Annotated in this window: 20 protein-coding genes and 1 tRNA gene; 3 read left to right on the forward strand and 18 right to left on the reverse strand. The window is 68.1% G+C overall.

Features of this window, described 5'->3' with window-relative positions:
* Window positions 1–29: 29 nt before the first annotated feature.
* The 4 genes from LCN96_RS46090 to LCN96_RS46105 are packed head-to-tail and all read right to left on the reverse strand — an operon-like array spanning window position 30 to window position 2,724.
* Window positions 30–455 carry a hypothetical protein gene (locus LCN96_RS46090; protein WP_225268722.1) on the reverse strand — a complete coding sequence of 142 codons (426 nt, stop codon included), beginning with the start codon at window positions 453–455 and terminating at the stop codon, window positions 30–32.
* A complete protein-coding gene (locus tag LCN96_RS46095; protein WP_225268723.1) occupies window positions 455–1,045 on the reverse strand; it encodes a phage head-tail connector protein in 591 nt (196 codons plus the stop codon). The genes LCN96_RS46090 and LCN96_RS46095 overlap by 1 nt, the downstream gene beginning before the upstream one ends.
* Window positions 1,046–1,058: 13 nt before the next feature.
* The gene (locus tag LCN96_RS46100; protein ID WP_225268724.1) at window positions 1,059–1,277 is read right to left on the reverse strand and encodes a hypothetical protein; all 219 of its coding nucleotides are present in this window, start codon (window positions 1,275–1,277) and stop codon (window positions 1,059–1,061) included.
* A gap of 58 nt (window positions 1,278–1,335) precedes the next feature.
* A complete protein-coding gene (locus LCN96_RS46105) occupies window positions 1,336–2,724 on the reverse strand; it encodes a phage major capsid protein (protein ID WP_225268725.1) in 1,389 nt (462 codons plus the stop codon).
* A gap of 233 nt (window positions 2,725–2,957) precedes the next feature.
* Here LCN96_RS46105 and LCN96_RS46110 point away from each other — a divergent pair, with 233 nt between their 5' ends.
* The gene (locus tag LCN96_RS46110) at window positions 2,958–3,170 is read left to right on the forward strand and encodes a hypothetical protein (RefSeq protein WP_225268726.1); all 213 of its coding nucleotides are present in this window, start codon (window positions 2,958–2,960) and stop codon (window positions 3,168–3,170) included.
* Window positions 3,171–3,214: 44 nt separating this feature from the next.
* On the opposite strand, the gene LCN96_RS46115 is transcribed toward LCN96_RS46110, so the two are convergent.
* The 12 genes from LCN96_RS46115 to LCN96_RS46170 form a co-directional block, all read right to left on the reverse strand.
* Window positions 3,215–3,880: an HK97 family phage prohead protease gene (locus tag LCN96_RS46115; protein WP_225268727.1), complete on the reverse strand. Its 666-nt coding sequence runs from the start codon at window positions 3,878–3,880 to the stop codon at window positions 3,215–3,217.
* Window positions 3,877–5,088 (reverse strand): phage portal protein, encoded by a 1,212-nt coding sequence (locus LCN96_RS46120; protein ID WP_225268728.1) that lies wholly within the window; start codon window positions 5,086–5,088, stop codon window positions 3,877–3,879. The genes LCN96_RS46115 and LCN96_RS46120 overlap by 4 nt, the downstream gene beginning before the upstream one ends.
* 10 nt (window positions 5,089–5,098) lie before the next feature.
* Window positions 5,099–6,499: a hypothetical protein gene (locus LCN96_RS46125; protein WP_225268729.1), complete on the reverse strand. Its 1,401-nt coding sequence runs from the start codon at window positions 6,497–6,499 to the stop codon at window positions 5,099–5,101.
* Between the two features lie 34 nt (window positions 6,500–6,533).
* Window positions 6,534–6,779: a hypothetical protein gene (locus LCN96_RS46130; RefSeq protein ID WP_225268730.1), complete on the reverse strand. Its 246-nt coding sequence runs from the start codon at window positions 6,777–6,779 to the stop codon at window positions 6,534–6,536.
* A 506-nt stretch (window positions 6,780–7,285) separates the two neighbouring features.
* Complete coding sequence (locus tag LCN96_RS46135) at window positions 7,286–8,071, reverse strand: MerR family transcriptional regulator (RefSeq protein ID WP_225268731.1); 786 nt, start codon at window positions 8,069–8,071, stop codon at window positions 7,286–7,288.
* A gap of 787 nt (window positions 8,072–8,858) precedes the next feature.
* A complete protein-coding gene (locus LCN96_RS46140) occupies window positions 8,859–9,464 on the reverse strand; it encodes a hypothetical protein (RefSeq protein ID WP_225268732.1) in 606 nt (201 codons plus the stop codon).
* Window positions 9,465–9,535: 71 nt separating this feature from the next.
* A complete protein-coding gene (locus LCN96_RS46145; protein ID WP_225268733.1) occupies window positions 9,536–9,883 on the reverse strand; it encodes a hypothetical protein in 348 nt (115 codons plus the stop codon).
* Window positions 9,884–9,885: 2 nt separating this feature from the next.
* Window positions 9,886–10,158 carry a hypothetical protein gene (locus tag LCN96_RS46150; protein WP_225268734.1) on the reverse strand — a complete coding sequence of 91 codons (273 nt, stop codon included), beginning with the start codon at window positions 10,156–10,158 and terminating at the stop codon, window positions 9,886–9,888.
* Window positions 10,159–10,174: 16 nt separating this feature from the next.
* Window positions 10,175–10,732, reverse strand: coding sequence for an HNH endonuclease (locus tag LCN96_RS46155; RefSeq protein WP_225268735.1), 558 nt, complete (start codon window positions 10,730–10,732; stop codon window positions 10,175–10,177).
* Between the two features lie 344 nt (window positions 10,733–11,076).
* Window positions 11,077–12,699 carry a hypothetical protein gene (locus tag LCN96_RS46160; RefSeq protein WP_225268736.1) on the reverse strand — a complete coding sequence of 541 codons (1,623 nt, stop codon included), beginning with the start codon at window positions 12,697–12,699 and terminating at the stop codon, window positions 11,077–11,079.
* A complete protein-coding gene (locus LCN96_RS46165) occupies window positions 12,696–13,601 on the reverse strand; it encodes a bifunctional DNA primase/polymerase (RefSeq protein ID WP_225268737.1) in 906 nt (301 codons plus the stop codon). The genes LCN96_RS46160 and LCN96_RS46165 overlap by 4 nt, the downstream gene beginning before the upstream one ends.
* Window positions 13,602–13,661: 60 nt before the next feature.
* Entirely contained in the window at window positions 13,662–13,916 is a 255-nt protein-coding gene (locus LCN96_RS46170) for a helix-turn-helix transcriptional regulator (protein WP_225268738.1), read from the reverse strand.
* Window positions 13,917–14,732: 816 nt separating this feature from the next.
* Here LCN96_RS46170 and LCN96_RS46175 point away from each other — a divergent pair.
* Together LCN96_RS46175 and LCN96_RS46180 are read left to right on the forward strand one after the other, a co-directional pair.
* Complete coding sequence (locus tag LCN96_RS46175) at window positions 14,733–15,329, forward strand: helix-turn-helix domain-containing protein (RefSeq protein ID WP_225268739.1); 597 nt, start codon at window positions 14,733–14,735, stop codon at window positions 15,327–15,329.
* A gap of 3 nt (window positions 15,330–15,332) precedes the next feature.
* On the forward strand, window positions 15,333–16,637 hold the full coding sequence (locus LCN96_RS46180; protein WP_225268740.1) for a tyrosine-type recombinase/integrase: 1,305 nt from the start codon (window positions 15,333–15,335) through the stop codon (window positions 16,635–16,637).
* A gap of 76 nt (window positions 16,638–16,713) precedes the next feature.
* On the opposite strand, the gene LCN96_RS46185 is transcribed toward LCN96_RS46180, so the two are convergent.
* Window positions 16,714–16,787: transfer RNA gene (locus LCN96_RS46185), tRNA-Arg, on the reverse strand.
* A gap of 54 nt (window positions 16,788–16,841) precedes the next feature.
* Complete coding sequence (locus tag LCN96_RS46190) at window positions 16,842–17,576, reverse strand: ZIP family metal transporter (protein WP_225268741.1); 735 nt, start codon at window positions 17,574–17,576, stop codon at window positions 16,842–16,844.
* Window positions 17,577–17,629 lie beyond the last annotated feature (53 nt).

Below are 17,629 nucleotides of genomic sequence, written 5' to 3' on the forward strand. Positions count from 1 at the left end.
ACCCGCCTCATGTGGGTTCAGGGAAACCTCTAAGCCGTGATCTCAACGGCGAAATCGACGCCCACATACCGGGCCTCGTCCCGGCCCCACGTCTGCGGGCCGTAGTTGCGGGCCTCCCGGACGTGCGCGAAGTGCACCAGGTCGCCGAGGGACGGGTCGGCCTCGATGACGGCCTTGATGGACCGATCCCCGGTGCCGTCGAGGTAGGCGTCCAGTTCTTCCTGGCCCGACCGGTCGTCCGCCATCGACACGAGCAGCGTCACCGTGAACAGGAAGTCGTCGGCACCGCGCGCCATGGTCGAGTCGAACCGGATGCACGGCTCGCCCTCGAACCCGGGCGTGATGACGGCCACCGGCGGCGTGATGCTCTCGGGCACCTGCGGGTGCACGGTCAGGACCGGGATGGTCCGCAGCCGCACCGCGAGGCCCTCACGGAGCTGCGCGAGGCTGGCCATCAGCCGAACCCGGGCAACATGTACGGCTCGATGAGAGCCCGCACGTCAGGGTCAAGGTGAGGCACGCGCATCAACCCCCATTCAGCGGACCCGGCCACGCCCTCGGGCGAGTCCTTGCGTTTGAACAACCGCCCCGCCTGCAGCAGGGTCGCCTGCACGATCTCGTCGGGCACGGCCGGCCACCCCCAGCGGGCGGTGATCCGTACCCGGCCGGTGCCGATGCCCCATGTACCGGTGGCAAGTAGCAGGCCGGTGATGGCCTGCCCGTTCAACAGGGCGTTGTCGGGCGCGGTCTCGTACGAGGTGACGGGCGACCACGAGCCGGTCGAGCCGGTCTCCACCACGAGGTCGTCGAGACTGCCGATGTCGTCGATCAGCAGCAGCTCGCCGCACTCGTCGCGGACCACCCGGCCGCGCGGGTTGAACGTGCGCGTGACGGCGGTCGCGTCGAGCCAGAACCGGCGGCCGGTCTTGGTGTCGATCGCCCTCGACGCCGCCGCGAGCACGTTGCCGAGCAGCGCGTCCCGGTCGTCGTCCTTGATGCCCACCTGCGTCTTGAGATCGGCCAGGCTCGCGTATTCGTTGGCCACGGCCTGCCCGCCCTTACGTAGTGGCCTTGCGCGCGACTCTACGGCCCTTGGGAGGTGTTGAGCGGTCGCCCGCCCCTGTGGGCCCTTCAGACGTCTGTGAGTCGTTCTGAGACGTCTTGTAGCCGCGCAGAGACAACTGCTCGTCCACCTGCGCCACCCGGTCGTCGAGGCCGCGCTGTACGTAACCCTCGCGCTCGCGCAGGAGGGCGGCGATCATCGGGTCTTCTGTCATCGTCACTCCCATGCAAGGCGCTGGGGCCCGCAGCGACGCGGACCCCAGCACGAGCGGATCAGGCGCCGGTGAAGGTCGGCGTGACCAGGCCGGTGCCGCCGATCTTGCGGGCGTGCGGCTGACGCTGGAACGTGAAGGCGTAGTAGCCGTACACGACCATGAGCACGCCGAGGTTGCCCGCCTTGGGCTGCTCGGCGCGGATGTAGACCGGCGCGTCCGGGTCCTCCCAGAGGTGGCACTCCATGCGGTCCACGAGGTAAATCTCGTCCTCGTTGGTGCCCGCACCGGCACCGATCGTGACGTTGTTGTCCACGATCACCGGCGTGCCGTTCGGCAGGATGCCACGCACACCCCGGCCGTACGCCTCGGCGTAGTTCGCGCCGAGCGTCTGCGCGATGACGCCCGGCTGAGTGATCAGCGGGTACGAGGTGCCCATCGCGTTCTGCATCCAGTACCACCGGCGGGAGTGCATCACCGCGAGGTTGTCGCCGGACGCCTGGTCGAGCAGCGCGGACTCGACACCGGCCAGGCCCTCGATCACCTTCGGGTACAGCTCGGCGGTGGTCGGGGTGCCGTCCGTGTAGGCGACGGCGGTAGCGACCGCCGACAGGCCCACCGTGGCGACGTTCAGCAGGGTGGTGTCCAGGCGGGTGCCGTAGGCCCGGAACAGGTCGTCGAGGATGACATCCTCGACGCCGGCGCCGCGCTCGATCGACTGCCGCGAGGCGGTCTGCTGACCGGCGGCGGTGCGCACGGGGATCGACAGCGCGGTGTCGTCCATGTCCTGCTCGGCCACCGCCGCGTTCTCCGCAGACTGGTTGTCCACGCTCGACCCGGTGGTGACCCGCGAGATTTCCACGGTCATGCCCTGCGCGGGCAGGGTGTGCCTGCGGCAGGCGTCGGCGAACGGGCGGTTGGCCTTGGCCTGCGGCGCGTACATGTCGGTGAGGTACTGCGGGATCACCAGGCCACCGAACGCACCGGTGCCGACCGCGCGGAGCTGATCGCCGCGTTCCACCCGCTCCTCCTGCATGTGCCGGGCCAGACGCGCCTGTGCCTCGTAGTCGCCGAGGAACGCGGCGGCCACGTCGCGCTGAAAGCCAGAGCCCCGCTTGTCGAGGTCCTGCCGATAGATGCGCTCCTCGGCACCGACCCGGCCCACACGGTCATAGGCGGGCGGCCGGTTGCCGGTCGGAGCGACCCGAGCCGACAGGGCGGCGATCTCCTCCTCGCGGGCCTGCTCGGCGAGCAGCTCGTCCAGCGCGGTCTGGCGCCGGGTGACCTCGGCGTCGGCGGTGTCCCGGGCGGTGACCTGCGCGGTCACGGCGTCCTCGGTGAGGCTCGGGTCCTCGCGCAGGGCGAGCAGCGCATCCTGCTCACGCTGCCGCGCGCCGATGGCGGTCTGAAGCGCCTCACGCGCCTGGTTGATCAGATCGTTGAGCGTCATCGCTCGATCTCCTCTGTCTCGATCGGATGGTGACGCCCCGTCGTTCCAGGTCAGACGGCCACCCGAGGGCATGCGCCGGGTGGGCTCGTGCGCGTAGAGCGCAGGGCAAAGACCCGCCCGAGGGCGGAAGCTCAAGGCCAGGTACGGGTTTGCCGCCAGCAAAGTAGCGGTACGTAATCAACGGCTACGGATAGTAGCTATAGGAAATCTCCCTTGGAACGACAGGAGATCGCATGCGCATCACTGCAGCACTGGCCAGCGGCCTGCTAGCCGTAGCCGCCCTCAGCGTCGTCACACCGGCGGCATCGGCAACGGCCTACGCCCCAGCACAAGCCCACGACTACACCTGCACGGTCGAGAAAAATCAGATGACCTGCACCGATGCCTCCGGCGGCACCTTCACCGCGGATACAACCACCGACCAAGCTTGGTACGCGTTCGGGTAGCCAGGCGCCGACGCCGCCCCTCGGGGTTCGTCTACGCGGAAGGTTCAACGGGCGAGCGCGATCTCCAATAGCGCGCGAGCCCGGCTCGACCTGGCGACCGGCGCACGCAGCGCGGCCTCGGTCGCCGGATTCGCGCCGTAGCCAACGATCGCCACGTCTCCCCGGTGGATGTCGTACCGGGTGATCCGGTACTCAGAGTAGTCCGGACTCCACTGACCAGCGTCGATGCGGAATGCGAACGACATCTCGTCGATCAGCCCAGAGCGCAACTTGGGCGCGATGTACGCCACGTCGTAGTCGGCGGGGTCGAGGGACGGCGCCCGGACGGACAGCCCGTTGTCGTCCTCCGAGAGCTGCAACGTCCCGGTGGTGGTCCTGGCCAGTCTGCGGAGCTGGTCATGCCCGAGCACGAGCGGCACGTCCAGGTCCGCGCGAGCGAGCGACTCGGCCCCGGCCCCGGCGGACACGACCTCGGTGTACGGGCCGTAGTAGTCCCACATCTCGTAACCGCGCTCGTACACGGTGGCGTAGCCGAGGAACTCCAGCGCCCCGCCGCCGCCCTGCTCACGCAGCTCGATCGAGGCGGGCACCCGGGCGACCGCGCGAGAGCCGGTCAGCTCGGCGCAGCGGCGCTGCGACGGCCGGTCGCCGCGCTGCCGTACATGCTGTGCGCGGGCCGCCGCGGCGGCCTCGCGAGAGGTGGCGCTCATCCTGTCGCTCCCGACGTCGCGGTGGTTGGTGGTGTGCGAGGACTGCCGAACAACGTCTCGAACTCGGCGAGCTGCTCGGGCGTGAACGGCGGCAGGTCCTCCAGCGCGCGGGCCTCGGACGGTGCCAGCGTGCGCGAGTTGATCCGGGCTGCGAGGGTGCGGGCGCGGGCCTCGGGGTCCATGGCCAGCAGCGAGCCCCGGTTCAGCTTCACATAGCGCGGGCCGGGCACCAGGCCGCGAGACAGCGCGTCCTCGCGCCGGGTCACGGCCGGGCCCAAGTGCATGATGAGGAACTGCAGGTTCCGCTGCGTGATCGTCGCGTAGGTGATGTGGCCGGTCGAGACGGCGGCGTCGATCAGGTCGGACGGGCAGCCGAAGAACCGGGCGATGTCCGTCAGCCCGAACTGCCGGGCCTCGATGAAAGCGGACTGGTGGGCAACCGCCTGAATGGGCCGGTACTCCCAGTCATTGCCGTGCACGAACAGGTCGCCGTTCGCCACCGACGCCCGGAAATGCTCCTTGGCGACCTTGGCCTCGGCCTTGTTGATGGTCTTGGCCTTGTTCACCAGCTCGGCGAGAGGGATCGCGCCGCCGCCGAACCAGTCCCGGGCGAACTTCTGCGCGTTGAGCGACTCCTCGATGCCCCACGCCGCGTACGCCACCGGCGACAGGCCGAGCGGGAAGCCGGCCACGGTGAACTGCTTCTCATGCCACACGTCCCACGGGTCGTACTCGACCCCGGCCACCACGTACTTCGTGATGGTCGCGCCGTTCGCGCGGACGGTCACGTCCTGCAGAGCGAGCAGGTCAATCCGCGCGGGCAGGCCGCGCCCGTCCGGGCCGATCACGCCCGACCGCTCGGTGATGAGCCCGAACGTGTTCCCGGCCCGGTCGAGATCCACCTGTGTCGAGTAGAGCCATTCCATGATGCCGATCTGCTGCCCGCCCGGGTTGACCAGGACGGGAGGCTTGGGTACCTCGACCTGCACGCCGTTCACCCGCCGGTACACGTCCACGGGCATCGTGCTCACCAGGTCGGCCCGGACCCGCAGGCACGCCCACACGGCGCTGTGCCGTAGGGCCGTGTCGTTGGTGACGAGCACGCCGCCGCCGGTGCGCTGGCCGCGCTGCGCGGCGAGCAGCTCCTCGGGGGTGGTGATCTGCGCGTCGCGGTTGAACGCCGCTCGCAGCCTCGCCAAGACGCCCATGATCCTCCTCTCACCCGAACGAGTCCTCAACGTCGTAGTCGTCATCAATCACGTGGGCTCGGGTCTCGTACGCCCACCGGGCGACGGTGCCGGAGACCAGAGGCGAGATGTCCACGCTCGACACCCGCCGGCCCCACGCCCACGCCTCGCCGAGCGGCCGGGTCTTGACCCCGCGTACGGCGGTCTCCAGTAGTTCCTGGCCGATGTGCCGCAGCGTGCCCTGCCGTACGGCGTCGGAGAGCTGCCCGCACCCGGCGGCCACGTCCTGCACGGTCGGGATGGCGAGGTCTCCCCGCTTGGGGTGCTCGGGGTCCTCGGGCGGGGTGATGCCCGCCTTCTTCAGCGGTTCGAGCAGCGACCCGGCCGGGCCCTTCACGTCGAGGCCGATCGCCACCGGCGCCCACCGGTCTTTCAGCGTCACCAGGCGATCCACCACCCAGTCGGTTCCCGGCCGATGGTCCACGACCTCCAGGTGGCCGAGCCCGTCCTCGCGCAGGCCGTACGCCGAGATGCACGCGGCGTCGCGCGACGGGGTGACGTCGAGGGCGAACGCGACCTCGCCCGCGCGCTTGGACTCGGGGTCGGTGAGTTCGAGCCAGTCGTCCACCGACAGGACCGCCGCGCCATCGGCGGCCCGGGGCAGCCACACGCCGAGGCGCTCGACGGCGAACTTGTCGCCGAGGCCGGACGGCTTGGCCTCATCCTCGACGGTGTCCTCGGTGATGCGCAGGCCCATCGCGGGGTTGCAGGCGTACCAGAGGTCCCGGTCGCGGGCGGCCCGCCGGCGGTCGGCGGCGTCGGTGATGTCCAGTGCGGCGCCCCAGTCGAAATGCGCGAGGCGGGGCACGCTGGCCTCGCCATCGGCGCGCAGGCCGTACACCCATGCGGCCGGGTCGTCCGGCGGGGTGCCGAGGAACCACACCTGCCAGTTGGGCATGGCGCTCACGGTCGGGAGCACGGCGGCCATCTGCTCGCCGGTCAGCTCTTGAGCCTCGTCAAGGATGATCTTTGCCGAGCTGAACCCTCGGATGGCCGTTCTCGACCGGGTCACGTACTGGAGTAGCCGCCCGTCCCTGGTCTCGATCTGCTGCTCGCCATTGGCCTGCCGGAACTGCGCGACCTGCCGGTACAGGTGCGGGGTGTCGCGGATGATCCGCTCAAGCCGGGCGTACGCGCGAGACGAGGTCCGGTGCTGATGAGCCGAGTGGATGATCAGGTCATCCTTGAACAGGAACAGCCACGCCAGTTCGAGGGCCTCGATGATGCCGCCCTTGCCGTTCTGCCTCGGCACCCACACGCTGACCTTGCGCGCGGTCCACTGCTCATCGAGTCCCTGCCCGAGGCCATGCGTGAGCACGTATTGCTGCCACGGGTCGAGGATCAGGCCGGCGGACGCGGCCAGGTCGATCACCTCGGGGGCGGCACTGAGCGGGTAGTCAGGCCAGTTAGCGACCCTGGGCGTCTGCGATCCGACGCGCACGGCGGGCGGTGAGATCGTCAACCGGGTTCACCCCCTTGCCACCCGGGAGGCTCTCCAGCTCGGCGATCGTCGCCCGCAGCTCTTTCGCGATGACGGCGGCGTCCCGGCCGGAAGCGTCGGCCAGCTCAACGGCGAGCTTGTCCCGGATGCCCTCCAGCGCGGCCCGGCGGTCGCCACCCTGCACGGTCGAGGCAAGATCCGACTCGCTCATGATCACCGCCCATGCACTCGCGGGGAGAGAAAAAAGGACGCCTAGGCGCGGGGTCATTCAGGGGGTTGATCAAAAGTCTCTGACCTGCGGAAACGTGGATCTCACCAATCTTGCGACGTCTTGAGAGGTGCGCTGGTCAGCGGCTTGTTGCCTCGCTCGGTGTTGCACTTCCGTCCGCACACCGGGCACGGGCTGTTCGCTCCGTGGGCTGGTCTCATCGCATGAGGGTCAACGGGCTGATCAGGGTCAAGGCTGATCGGTGTCAAGTGATCAGCTTCGTGTGCGTCACCGTGCAGACATAGGTGGCAGGTGTGCCCATAGATCAGGAACATCCGCTCGCGTGCTCGGCGATACGGGCGTCCGCTTCTGTGTCGTGCGTTTCGCATGTCGTCTCCCTTGCTGGGGCTGGACATGCGAAAGGCCCGGTCGTTGCGACCGAGCCCTACTCGCCTATGTCACACGCGGCTATCACAACGCAGTGTGACAGAGGATGGTTGCGTCTGCAACTAACTGGCCTGCTGCTCGGGCAGCATGAGCGCAGCGATGTCGGCGAGGCGGTAGATGCTGTGGCCCTTGTCGTCCACCCCGGCAGGCAGCAGCTTGCCGCGCTTGGCCCACACCCTGATCGTGTTCGCGGGGATCGGGCGCACGAGGATCGACAGGGCGTAGCTCGCTTCCGGTGGCGCCATGCACAGCACGGCCATGGCCGAGAGCATGGCGTCCCGTCGCTCTTGCACGCTGTAGGTGGTGCGCTCGCCCTCGGGTCCGACGCACACGGGGCAGACGGCCTGCGATGCACGCTCCGAGGCGTACAAGGCCGAGCCGCACCCGTCGCACTGTCCGCTGTACCTGCGGTCTCGCGGCCTGTCGATCGCACGGCGGACAGCTCGGACGGCGTCGCGGATCTCGGTCACGGCGTCGGGGCCGGCCTCGTGGTGGCGCAGCCAAGTCACGTGCTCGATGAGCCACCTCGACATGGGGGCGAGTCCGTCGAGCGGGCCGGGTACGCCGCGCTTGTCGGAGACGAGGGCGCACCACGAGGCGAGCACGGCCTTGAGTGCGCGGCCGGTGTCGTCGGCGGTCGCGTTGTACGGGACCGGCGTCTCGGTGGCGTGTCCGCCGCCGGTGTTCCCGGCGGTCATCTTCGCGAGCCGGAACACGGTCACGTCCAACTCGGCGTCGAGGGCGGGCACGTCGCGCAGGTCGGTGATGAGCGGGGCGGCGCAGCGAGAGCAGACGCGCCCCATGTCGTGTACGGGTGCGGTGCAGAGGTCGCAGTCAACGGTGGTCATCGGTCCCCCGATCACAGTGATGATGCAGGTCGGCCAGGTTACGGACGTGGGTAACCTGGCCGGTCGTTCTGGTCGTCGAATGAGTCGATGGACATCTGTACCCGGATGGTCTCGCCCTCGGCGGTGCTCATGTAGGCCAGGGCGCGTCATAAGTGAAGGTGAGCCTCTTGCGGGAGGCTCACCTGAGGAGATCAGCAGGGGAGGGAGATCCTGCCGCTTTCTTTGGGACTGCTGCTACTGGAGGGGCGGAATGTCTTGGCCGTTGTAGGTACCGCCTTCGCAGTAGGCGCGTGGGGGATTGCTCATGAGGAACGCGAACGTCCCGCCTCCCGCGTAGCAGTCGTCGTAGGTGACGGCTGGAGCGGCTGAGGCCGCCGGAGCAAGGGCGACCAGGGCCGCCGCTGCTGTGGCGAGTAGGCCAGCGGAGAGGACTGCGATTTTGCGCACGAGTGGACTCCCTGTCGAAGCGATGAACCATGGCCACTATCTGTAGTCAAGCCTTTACTTACCGTTACCTTTCGCTGGTCAAACCTCGTATCTCGATGGCCTCCCGTGGGGGTTGTCCTGTAGCTCCAGGTGAACGACGTCATCGAGTTCAACCCCTATGCCTGGACATCCCGGGGTAGCCGGTCGCATCCGCGCTGGCCTGACGTCGCGCGGGCTTCTTCGTCACGGCTGTGCTGATCCGCGCACCGACGAACCCGGACTTGGAAGTGTCGGCCAATGGTGTCTCGCATGGGATAACCCGTTCCGGCCGGGCCTGATGTGAGCAGGTCCGGCCATGTGCTTAGCGGACGTGGACGATGGGGCCGTTGGTGAGGTAGGCGTCGATGCGGGCGCGGCGCTCCAGCTCGGCGGCCCATCCCTCATCGCTGTTGCGGTGGGCGACCTCGCGGGCGATGGCCTCATGTAGGGCCTGCTCGATCGCCTTGTCTCGCAGGCGGGAATGCTTGGTGTTGAGCGCGTCGAGGCGCTTCAACTCGGTCTGGTTGGTGACCATGTCGGGGACGCTGAACACGGACTCGCGGTCGTCGGCGGCGATGCCTCGGGCGCGGTGGTAGAGCGCGGTCCTGACCCGTTCAAGGATCTGGATGCGCTGCTCGGTCTCCTGTCCCTGCGGGTCGAGGGCCTCGTACCAGTGGAACGCCTCCATGACCTTGGTCGGGCGGGCGCTCGGCAGGGTGGCCTTGAGCCGCTTGATCTCGGTGGCGACCACGGGCCGGGTCGCTGCGGACAGGTCCCTGTCGAACTGGTCGCGCTCGGCGACCTCGGCCGGGGTCAGGTAGTGCTCGACGCTCTCGGGCACGCGCTGCCACGGGTAGCACTGAGTCCTCACCGCGTCCTCGGCGCCGGCGGCCCACTCCTCGCGAGTCGGCCACGTGCGGGTGTGCATGTCGTTCCTCTCGGGTGTCGTGAGATGGTGGGCGGTGGGGGCCGGGCCTGCCGTAATCAGGCCCGGCCTCATCACACGGCCAGGGCGACGGGGCTGGTCAGCGACTTGTACGCGGCGGCGGTGACGGCGGGGTTGTGCTGCGAGCAGCGGGCGCCGATGCCTCCGAACACGGCGACCTGGTGAGTGCCGCCGCAGTACGCCTGCGCGCGGGCCGACCAGTAGGCGCAGGCCCGGCGGAACGGCTGGACGGGCTGCTCGTCGGGGATCTCCAGCTCGCGGGTGGCGATGCGCAGCAGCGCGGGGAGGCTGTGGCCGATGCCGCCGTTCATCGTGCACATGACGCACGAGTGCGGGCGGGGCTTGCCGTTCCAGGTGTCGTCCGGCTTGGGGCCGGTGAAAGGGATCTGGTTCGCGCTCATGATCAAACTTCCTTCGTGGTGTTGTTGAGGCGGGCCTCGGACGCTTCGCGGACGGTGCGGAGCGTGGTGGTCATGGCGTTGATCCGCTCGGTGCTGCGCTCGATGTCGCGGAGGCGCTCGGCGTGGAGCTTGTGGATGCGGTCCCACGCCTCGTCACGAGAGGTGCGGGCCAGGTCGCGCGACTCCTTGAGCGCCTTGATCTCAGACCGCTGGTAGGCAATGAAGATCGCGGCGAACACGAGCACGTAGCTCAGGACGATGACGACGTTGGTCATGGACTTGTCCCTTCGGTCAGGCCGTCTCGGTGGCGGCGGCGAGGAAGATCGGCGTACGGCTGTAGCGGTTTCGGCCGGTGCCCTCGTAGCCCGGCAAGTTGCGGGTGCGCCACTCGTGACTGACCTGCGCGGCCTCCTCGGCGGTGTCGTAGGTGCCGAGGTAGTGAGTGCGCTGGTTGACCTTGCCCTGCGCCACCCACCGATTGCCGGAACGGACCACGCCTCGGTAGCCGGAAGACGAGAGCGCCCGGCGGTTGCCGGCGTTGGACTGGTGAGTCGCGATTCTCAAGTTGGACAGCCGGTTGTCCAGGCGGTCGCCGTTGATGTGGTCGCCGAGCAGGCCGTCACCGCGCTTGAGACCGAGCAGGTATCGGTGAACCGGCGTGTCCTGCCCGTCGATCGCGAGGCTCGCGTACCCGTGGCTGCCAAGGTGCAGTCGCCGCTTGCCGAGGCGCTCGGCGCCCTCCTCGCACAGCCACACGACGACGAGGCCCTCACGGGTGCTCGCGGGTACGGCGACGGCGTCCCAGTCGGTCGGGTGAAGCGGGGCTTGGAAGTAGGAAGTGGTGGTCATTTCTTGCCTCCCGGAGGGATCTCAGGGTTAGCGGGGTTTGGCGGCGGGGTTTGGAAGCGCTCCATGGGGCTAAAGCCCGCCGGTGTTGTTGCAGGTCAAGGCGGGTCGGCGGGGTTTGCGGGGTGTAGCGGGGTTACTTGAGCGGTCCCGGACATGTGCGCGCGTGTGTGTGCGCGTGTACGTGTAGGACTTGAACTCAAACCCCGCTACACCCCGCCAGAGGTAGTTACAGAGGTTCTGACCTGCGGTTTTATCGGCGGGGTTTGGCTGAAACCGGGGCTCGTAAACCCCGCCCAAACCCCGCTCAGACCCCGCCGGGCGAACCCAAACCCCGCCGACCCCGGTCACTGGTCGGCCTCCTCGTCGTGCGGGAGGACCCGGTAAGACCACACCTTCGATTTCTTGTCGAGGTCGGCACGCAGCACGTGACCAGCGAAGATGCGATCCCGGCGGGCGGCGAGGAACTTACCGAGACCCTTCGCGGTGAACGGGATGTTCTTCCCGTCCTTGTAGGTGCTCGGGAAGGTGCCGTCCCACGGGTCCACCAGCGTGCCGCCGAAGTTGTCCACGCGGGCGCTGTCCACGAGGGCCGTGGCGCGCTGGGGTGCGGTCCCGTACTTGCTGAACCACTTGAGGATGAACGCCGCCGTGCTGGTCTCCTCGTCGTCCGAGCCGGTGGTCAGCTCGTCGAGGTTGGCCAGGAAGTCGGGCAGGCCGTGATAGGCGATCAGCCCGCCCATGGCCTGCGCCCACGAGGTGAAGTTCCTCATCCGGCGCGTGGTGTCCTTCTCGGCCCCGTCCGCGATCCACGCGCGGGCGAGGATGAGCAGGCTCCTGAGCAGGTCGGCCCGGTTGGCCTCCTCGCCGAGCCACGACCAAAGGTCGTCGATGGCGAACCCGGATCGTTCCTCGGGCCGCTCCATGCGCGGGTCGAGGCGGGTCAGGACCGACCGGGACGCGACGTCCCCGCCGACCGAGAGGTTGTTGCCGGTGGCGGCCCACAGCCGATCATTCAGCGCGGTGAACATGTTGGACGCCCCGAGGATGCGCTCGCTCCACTTGGTGGACGTGAGCAGCATGGACAGCGAGCCGTGGCTGATGGTGTCGAACGGCTCGACGTTGTCGAACACGATCACCGGCTCGGACGTGTCCTGGAACAAGGACGTGATCTTCTTCTTGAATTCCTCCTCGCGCCGGACCCACGGCGTCATGTGGATGCCGTACGCAGCTTTCATGATCTCCGTGAGCAGGGACTTGCCGGACCCGCGCGTCGCCGCGCTGATCAGGATGAACGGGGGAAGCCCGCCGATGAACCGGCGCAGGATCGGCGTCATGAGCGCGGCGAAGTAGTTCGCCTTGCTCGCGTCCGAGTCCCAGCAGAAATCGGTCAGGACGTAGTCGAAGACGAACATCCGCGCCTCGGACACCTCGGCCAGCGTGGGCTGGTCGGGGATGGGGCCGACCGCCAGCGCGGGCTGGTAGTAGAGGCGGGTCGCCGAGTCGTAGCCGGGCGTCGCCAGGACGGTGCCGTCCGGCCGGATGATCGGCATGCCGATGACCCCGGCCAGCAGGTTGAGGCCCGGCCAAGACGTCCGGGACAGGACCGCGCGACCGGTGGACACGGCGGGCAGGCCCGACGTCTCGATGGTCTTGGACCCGGCCTCGGTCTTGATGGTCTTGGACCGGTAGCAGTAGGTGTGCTCGGCGAGCAGCAGCCTCAACCGGTCGGCGTCCACGGGTCGGATGACCAGGCGCGGACCCTCGCCGTCGTCGATCTCGCAGACCTCGCACACCTCGCCGCTACGGACGTACACGTCGGGGATGACGTTGGTGTTGATGGCCTTGACGATGGCGTTGACGGCCTCGTCCTCGTGGGTGATGTCGATGCGATGCCGCAGGTCTGCGGGGATCGCCTCGCCGCCCTCAGCGAACGCGGATCGCGTGATGTCCTCGGCGGTGATCGTCATCGAACCCCCCTGATGTACCGGGGCTTGCGCAGGCCAGCACCGAGGCCGGACGCGATGGTCGCTTCCACGGCGCGCGGCCCGTCCTCGGCGATGAGCCCGACCGCGTCAGCGGCGGCACGGAGGGCAGCCTCGGCCGTGGCCTGGTTGAGCACGTATGCGCCCACGAGCCGCCCGAGCGCGTACGCCGACCGGTTGAGCTGGTCGTTCCGGCCGGGCACCCCGGGCCCTCCCTTGGGAGTGTCGAGGATGCGCTGAACCTCGCCCTGCACGGCGGCGGCGACGTACTTGTTGTCCACCGCGGGCATGGGCCCGAGCGGCTTGGTCGTGTTCTCCTGCGGCGGGTCGAGCAGGTCGGCCAGCCACGAGGGGAGGATCTGCACGGGCATGTCCCGGACGACGACGTACGGCTTGCCGCCGACGATCGAGCCGGGGCCGATCAGGTAGCCACCGCCGTTGCCCCGGCCGGGGCCGCGCGTGTCGATGCCGAGGCCGATCCGGGACGTGGTGTTGCCGAACGTCCGCCCGGCCGGCGCCCAGTAGTAGAGGTGGAGCCCACCGCGAGGGGTCTGCACGGTGAAGGTCTTGGGCCAGGTCTGGCCGTGCTGCTCGCACAGCTCGGTGAACGACTCGACGCCGTCCGCCTCGCTGTGGTTGCGGTCGAGGTCGATGCCGACCATGCCGCTCGCCTTGCAGCCGACGCAGATGTTGGAGCCGTTCGGCCAGTGTTGCAGGATGACGGCCCGGTCGTTGCTGCACCGGTTCGGCCAGTCCTTCAGCGCGGGCACCCGCCCGCCCGGCGGGATCGGCGCGACGGCGAGGCCGCGCTCCACCACCGCGAGCGGGTCGGGAAAGTAGTCGGGAATGGGCATGGCGCCGCTGGTGGCGCCGGAAACAGGCGTCACCACGGTCCCCCGGGTCTGCTCGTCGAGGACTACTACACGGGGGTAAAGGAGGACCGTGGATCAGGCGACGGCAGTGGAGCTGCTCTCGTCGGCCTCGGCCTTGAGCAGCTCGATCCACGCCGCGAAGTATTCGACCGGAATCCGGCGGGCGCGCGGCGTGGGCTTGACGCTCTTGAGGCGGCCGGACTTCAGCTCGCGGAAGATCGTGCCCTTGGAGAGCTTGGTCTCCGCCATGACGTCGCGGACCCGCATCAGCGCAGGCAGGTGCGCGTAGTTGGAAAGGTCGATCTGGGGCGACTCGCCCACCGGGCGCACAAGGGCAGCATCCGGGAAGGGGGTTTTCCTGTGCCCCTGGGCACACATAGAATCAAGGCGCGCTTGACCCATCTTGGTTACTCCTGGTTCTTGGCGGTTCTAGGAGGTTCAGCCTGGGTTAAGTTGTCGGCCCCCTCAGTGGGATCGGTGCAGGGAACGGAGTTGCACCTCTGTTCACCTGCACCCCACTGGGGGGCTTACTGCTTTCCGGGCACCAGAGATCTAGGGGAAGCTCCCCTGTCCTTGCTTGACCCACGGAAGACTCTACTACGGCTGATCCGGTCTCTCCACTCGGCAAGCCGGGTTACCCGCGCAGATGTTCGCACTTCGCTCGCGAGCGAAGCCGTGCTTGTACATGCGCAAGACGCATTAGCGCTCTTAAACGCCTGCCAAGGCGTGCCAACGCGCGCCAAGAGGGGCCGCTGGGTGCCAAGAAAGGCCAACCCTGGGGAACTCAGGGGAACTAACGAGAACTGATGAGAACTAACGGAAGATAACGCGAGACAACGCAAGGACCGCAGGTGGCGAAGCAGATCCAGGCAGGACGCGGCAGACAACAAGATGGAATGCTTAGGAAGCATCGGCGCTACAGAGCGATACAGACTTTATGACAGGAGGAGACAGGTGCGCAGCGGTGCGCACGTGTGCATCCGTGCACGCGCCCATGCGCATCATTAGCCCTTCGACCTGCTGCTACAACTTGCTACAACTACAACCAACTTGCACGGATGCATGAGCGAGGCTACCGTCTCATGCACGGACGAGCTGTCATGAACCAGCCCTCCACGACCCGCGAGATGTTCCCAAAGGGACGGCATGGACAACGAGATGACCACGTTCGCCGAGTGGGTGAGCACCACCGCCAAGGGCTTGGGCTACCGAACAGATGCCCAGCTTGCCGCCGCGATCGGCGTGCAGCAGTCCACCGTCACACGGTGGCGGCAGGGCAACCAGCCCCAGATCAAGCACCTGGTGGAACTCGCCCGACTCTTCAAGATGAAGATCGACCCGCTGTTGGCCCTGTCGGGTCACGTCCCGGCAGACCTCCTCAGCGATGCGGCTCCCCCTGGACTGCCGATGACAGAGAGCGTCCGCCGGATACGCGACGCGCCCCTGACCCCCATGCAGAAGGACGCCCTACAGAACTACTGGAACCACCGCCTCGATGAGGAACGCAGCCGACTGAACAACCTCATTGAGGGGATCGTCGAAAGCGAGCGCCGAGGGCGCCAGGAGGTCGCCGTCTGGGCAGGCCGTGCCCTCGTACTGGCCGGCCACAGTGACCGTGCCGCTCACACGACGCAGTTGCTCGGAACGCTGTTCGCGGTCGAGGCTGCGCCCCGCAAGCGACGCCGGCGCACCGCCAACTCTATGGAACCTCTCTGGGAAGACGACGACGACACATCGGAGTAGCCCATGGCAACGAGAAAGCCCCGTACGCGCGGAAATCGCGACGGGCGGCCCTACCAGCGCAGCAGTGACGGGAAGTGGGTTGCCACCGTCTACCTGCCCAACGGCAAGCGTAAGCCGGTGTACGGCAGCACCCGCAAGGAAGCCGCCGACAAGAAGAAGAAGGCCGAGGCCGAGATCGCGGCCGGCCAGCCGATCACGGCCGGTCGGACGGACACCATCGCCGATTACTTGCTCACGGCCTGGCTCGCGGTGACGCTCCCCCAGCGGGTCGCCGCCGGGCGGCTCGCGCCGTCCACGCTCGACTCCTACCGGGAGAAGATCGAGCTGCACATCGTTCCCCACCTCGGCAAGGTCAAGCTCGTCGAGCTGAACACCACGCACATCCGTACCTGGTTACTGGAGTTGGCCGCGAAGCCGAGCAGGAACCGGCGGCACAAGCTCCGGCCCGGCGAGAAGAAGCTTCCCGAGCCCGCGAAGCTGTCGGCCCGGACGATCGCCTACACGCACGCCATCCTGCGCAAGGCTCTCAACGACGCGGTGGACGACGAGATCCTCGGCAAGAACGTCTGTCTGCTCGTGGACGCGCCCTCGGTGGACAAGAAGGAGTTCAAGCCGCTGACCAAGGAGGAGGCGGCGCGGTTCCTGGTCGAGGCCGCTGATGATCGGTTGTGGGTCTACTGGCTCGTGCTGCTGGCCCTCGGCCTGCGCAAGGGCGAGGGACTCGGCATGCGGTGGTCGCATATCGACTTCGAGGCCGGGACCGTCCGGTTGGAGAAGTCAATCCAGCGGCTACGGGGCGAAAAGGACGAGGAGACCGGCCGGCGGCGTGGCGAGCTGGTCGAGAAGTCGCTGAAGACCGTCGCCAGCAAGGCGACGGTGGCCATCCCCGCCACGGCCCTGCAGGCGTTGAAGGAACTGCGCACGACGCAGAAGGCCGACCGCTTGCGAGCCGAGGTGTGGGTCGATCCCGACCTCGTGTTCTGCACGGGCCACGGCACACCGCTGGAGCCGCGGAACGTCAACCGGGCGTGGTATGCCCTGTGCAAGCGGGCGGACCTGCGGCAGGGCCCCGGCGAGGAAGGGCTGAGAATCCACGACCTGCGGCACGCCTGCGCGACCTTCCTGTTCTCGGAAGGTGCCGACATCAAGACCATTCAGGGTGTCCTGCGGCACGCACGCCAATCGACGACGGCCGATCTCTACGTCCACATCTTCGACGAGGTGAAGCACAAGGCGGCCAAGAGCATGGACGGCCTGCTCGCCAGCCTCACGAATGGCCCCGGTTCGAGGGGAAAGAGGGCATCGTGAGCGCGTTGCTACACGCGTTGCTACATACGCGATCTTGGTCCGTTTGGCGATCAAGGGACCGCCAGGTCAAGAGTTGCGCGCCCTGCAGGATTCGAACCTGCGACCGTCGGATTAGAAGTCCGGTGCTCTATCCAGCTGAGCTAAGGGCGCTCCCGCCTTATTGTGCATGATCCGGCGACATGTCACGCACACGTTTTCCCCGTGTCAGTCTGTCAACCCGATCACACCCCACACGAACAACGTTCCCAGCACGGTCGCCGTCAACGTCCATCCAGTGGCCCGTCTGGGCGTATGGGCCTCAGGGAGGATATCGGACGTGGCGAGGTAGAGGAGGAATCCGGCGAAAAGGCCGAGGTAGGCGCTGAGGATGGTGTGGGGGATGGGGAGGAGGGCGGTGAGGGTGGCGCCGGCTACGGGGGCGAGGGCGTCGAGGGTGAGGAGGGTGAGGGCGCGGCGGCGGGCGTTGCCATAGAGGGAGGTGAGTGTGTAGGTGTTGAAGCCGTCCGTGAAGTCGTGAGCGATGACGCCTATCGCTACGGCCAGCGCCAGGGAGGTGTCCGCCTGGTACGCGGCGCCGATGGCGGCGCCGTCCAGGAAGCTGTGGAGGACGAGGGCCGAGCCGGCTGTGAGGCCGACGCCCGCCCGGGCGTGTCGGTGGGTGGCGTAGTCCGTTTCGTGGGCGTCGTGCATGCCCATCGAGCGTTCGACGATGTGGATGCCGAGGAAGGCCAGGGCGAGCGTCAGCATGGGGAGCGGGACGCCGTGCAGGTGGAGGGGGGCGGTGGCGAGGGCTTCCGGGAGGAGGTCGAAGGCGACGACGCCGAGCATGACGCCGGCCGCGAAGCCGAGGACGAGGTGGCGGCGGCTGCCGACGCGGTCGGCGACGAGGCCGCCGAGCAGCGTCATCGCGAACGCGGCCAGCGACAGCAGGATCGGCATGAAGCTGCAGGCTAGCGGGCCGCGGCGATGATCCCTTGTGTGGGAAAAGGCCA

This window comes from Nonomuraea gerenzanensis (assembly GCF_020215645.1).
Taxonomy (GTDB): domain Bacteria; phylum Actinomycetota; class Actinomycetes; order Streptosporangiales; family Streptosporangiaceae; genus Nonomuraea; species Nonomuraea gerenzanensis.

Excerpts from the sequence above, each read along its gene's own strand:
- LCN96_RS46090 (WP_225268722.1), bottom strand. The coding sequence starts at position 455 with ATGGCCAGCCTCGCGCAGCTCCGTGAGGGCCTCGCGGTGCGGCTGCGG.
- LCN96_RS46100 (WP_225268724.1), bottom strand. The coding sequence starts at position 1,277 with ATGACAGAAGACCCGATGATCGCCGCCCTCCTGCGCGAGCGCGAGGGT.
- LCN96_RS46105 (WP_225268725.1), bottom strand. The coding sequence starts at position 2,724 with ATGACGCTCAACGATCTGATCAACCAGGCGCGTGAGGCGCTTCAGACC.
- LCN96_RS46110 (WP_225268726.1), top strand. The coding sequence starts at position 2,958 with ATGCGCATCACTGCAGCACTGGCCAGCGGCCTGCTAGCCGTAGCCGCC.
- LCN96_RS46115 (WP_225268727.1), bottom strand. The coding sequence starts at position 3,880 with ATGAGCGCCACCTCTCGCGAGGCCGCCGCGGCGGCCCGCGCACAGCAT.
- LCN96_RS46120 (WP_225268728.1), bottom strand. The coding sequence starts at position 5,088 with ATGGGCGTCTTGGCGAGGCTGCGAGCGGCGTTCAACCGCGACGCGCAG.
- LCN96_RS46130 (WP_225268730.1), bottom strand. The coding sequence starts at position 6,779 with ATGAGCGAGTCGGATCTTGCCTCGACCGTGCAGGGTGGCGACCGCCGG.
- LCN96_RS46135 (WP_225268731.1), bottom strand. The coding sequence starts at position 8,071 with ATGACCACCGTTGACTGCGACCTCTGCACCGCACCCGTACACGACATG.
- LCN96_RS46140 (WP_225268732.1), bottom strand. The coding sequence starts at position 9,464 with ATGCACACCCGCACGTGGCCGACTCGCGAGGAGTGGGCCGCCGGCGCC.
- LCN96_RS46145 (WP_225268733.1), bottom strand. The coding sequence starts at position 9,883 with ATGAGCGCGAACCAGATCCCTTTCACCGGCCCCAAGCCGGACGACACC.
- LCN96_RS46150 (WP_225268734.1), bottom strand. The coding sequence starts at position 10,158 with ATGACCAACGTCGTCATCGTCCTGAGCTACGTGCTCGTGTTCGCCGCG.
- LCN96_RS46155 (WP_225268735.1), bottom strand. The coding sequence starts at position 10,732 with ATGACCACCACTTCCTACTTCCAAGCCCCGCTTCACCCGACCGACTGG.
- LCN96_RS46160 (WP_225268736.1), bottom strand. The coding sequence starts at position 12,699 with ATGACGATCACCGCCGAGGACATCACGCGATCCGCGTTCGCTGAGGGC.
- LCN96_RS46175 (WP_225268739.1), top strand. The coding sequence starts at position 14,733 with ATGGACAACGAGATGACCACGTTCGCCGAGTGGGTGAGCACCACCGCC.
- LCN96_RS46180 (WP_225268740.1), top strand. The coding sequence starts at position 15,333 with ATGGCAACGAGAAAGCCCCGTACGCGCGGAAATCGCGACGGGCGGCCC.
- LCN96_RS46190 (WP_225268741.1), bottom strand. The coding sequence starts at position 17,576 with ATGCCGATCCTGCTGTCGCTGGCCGCGTTCGCGATGACGCTGCTCGGC.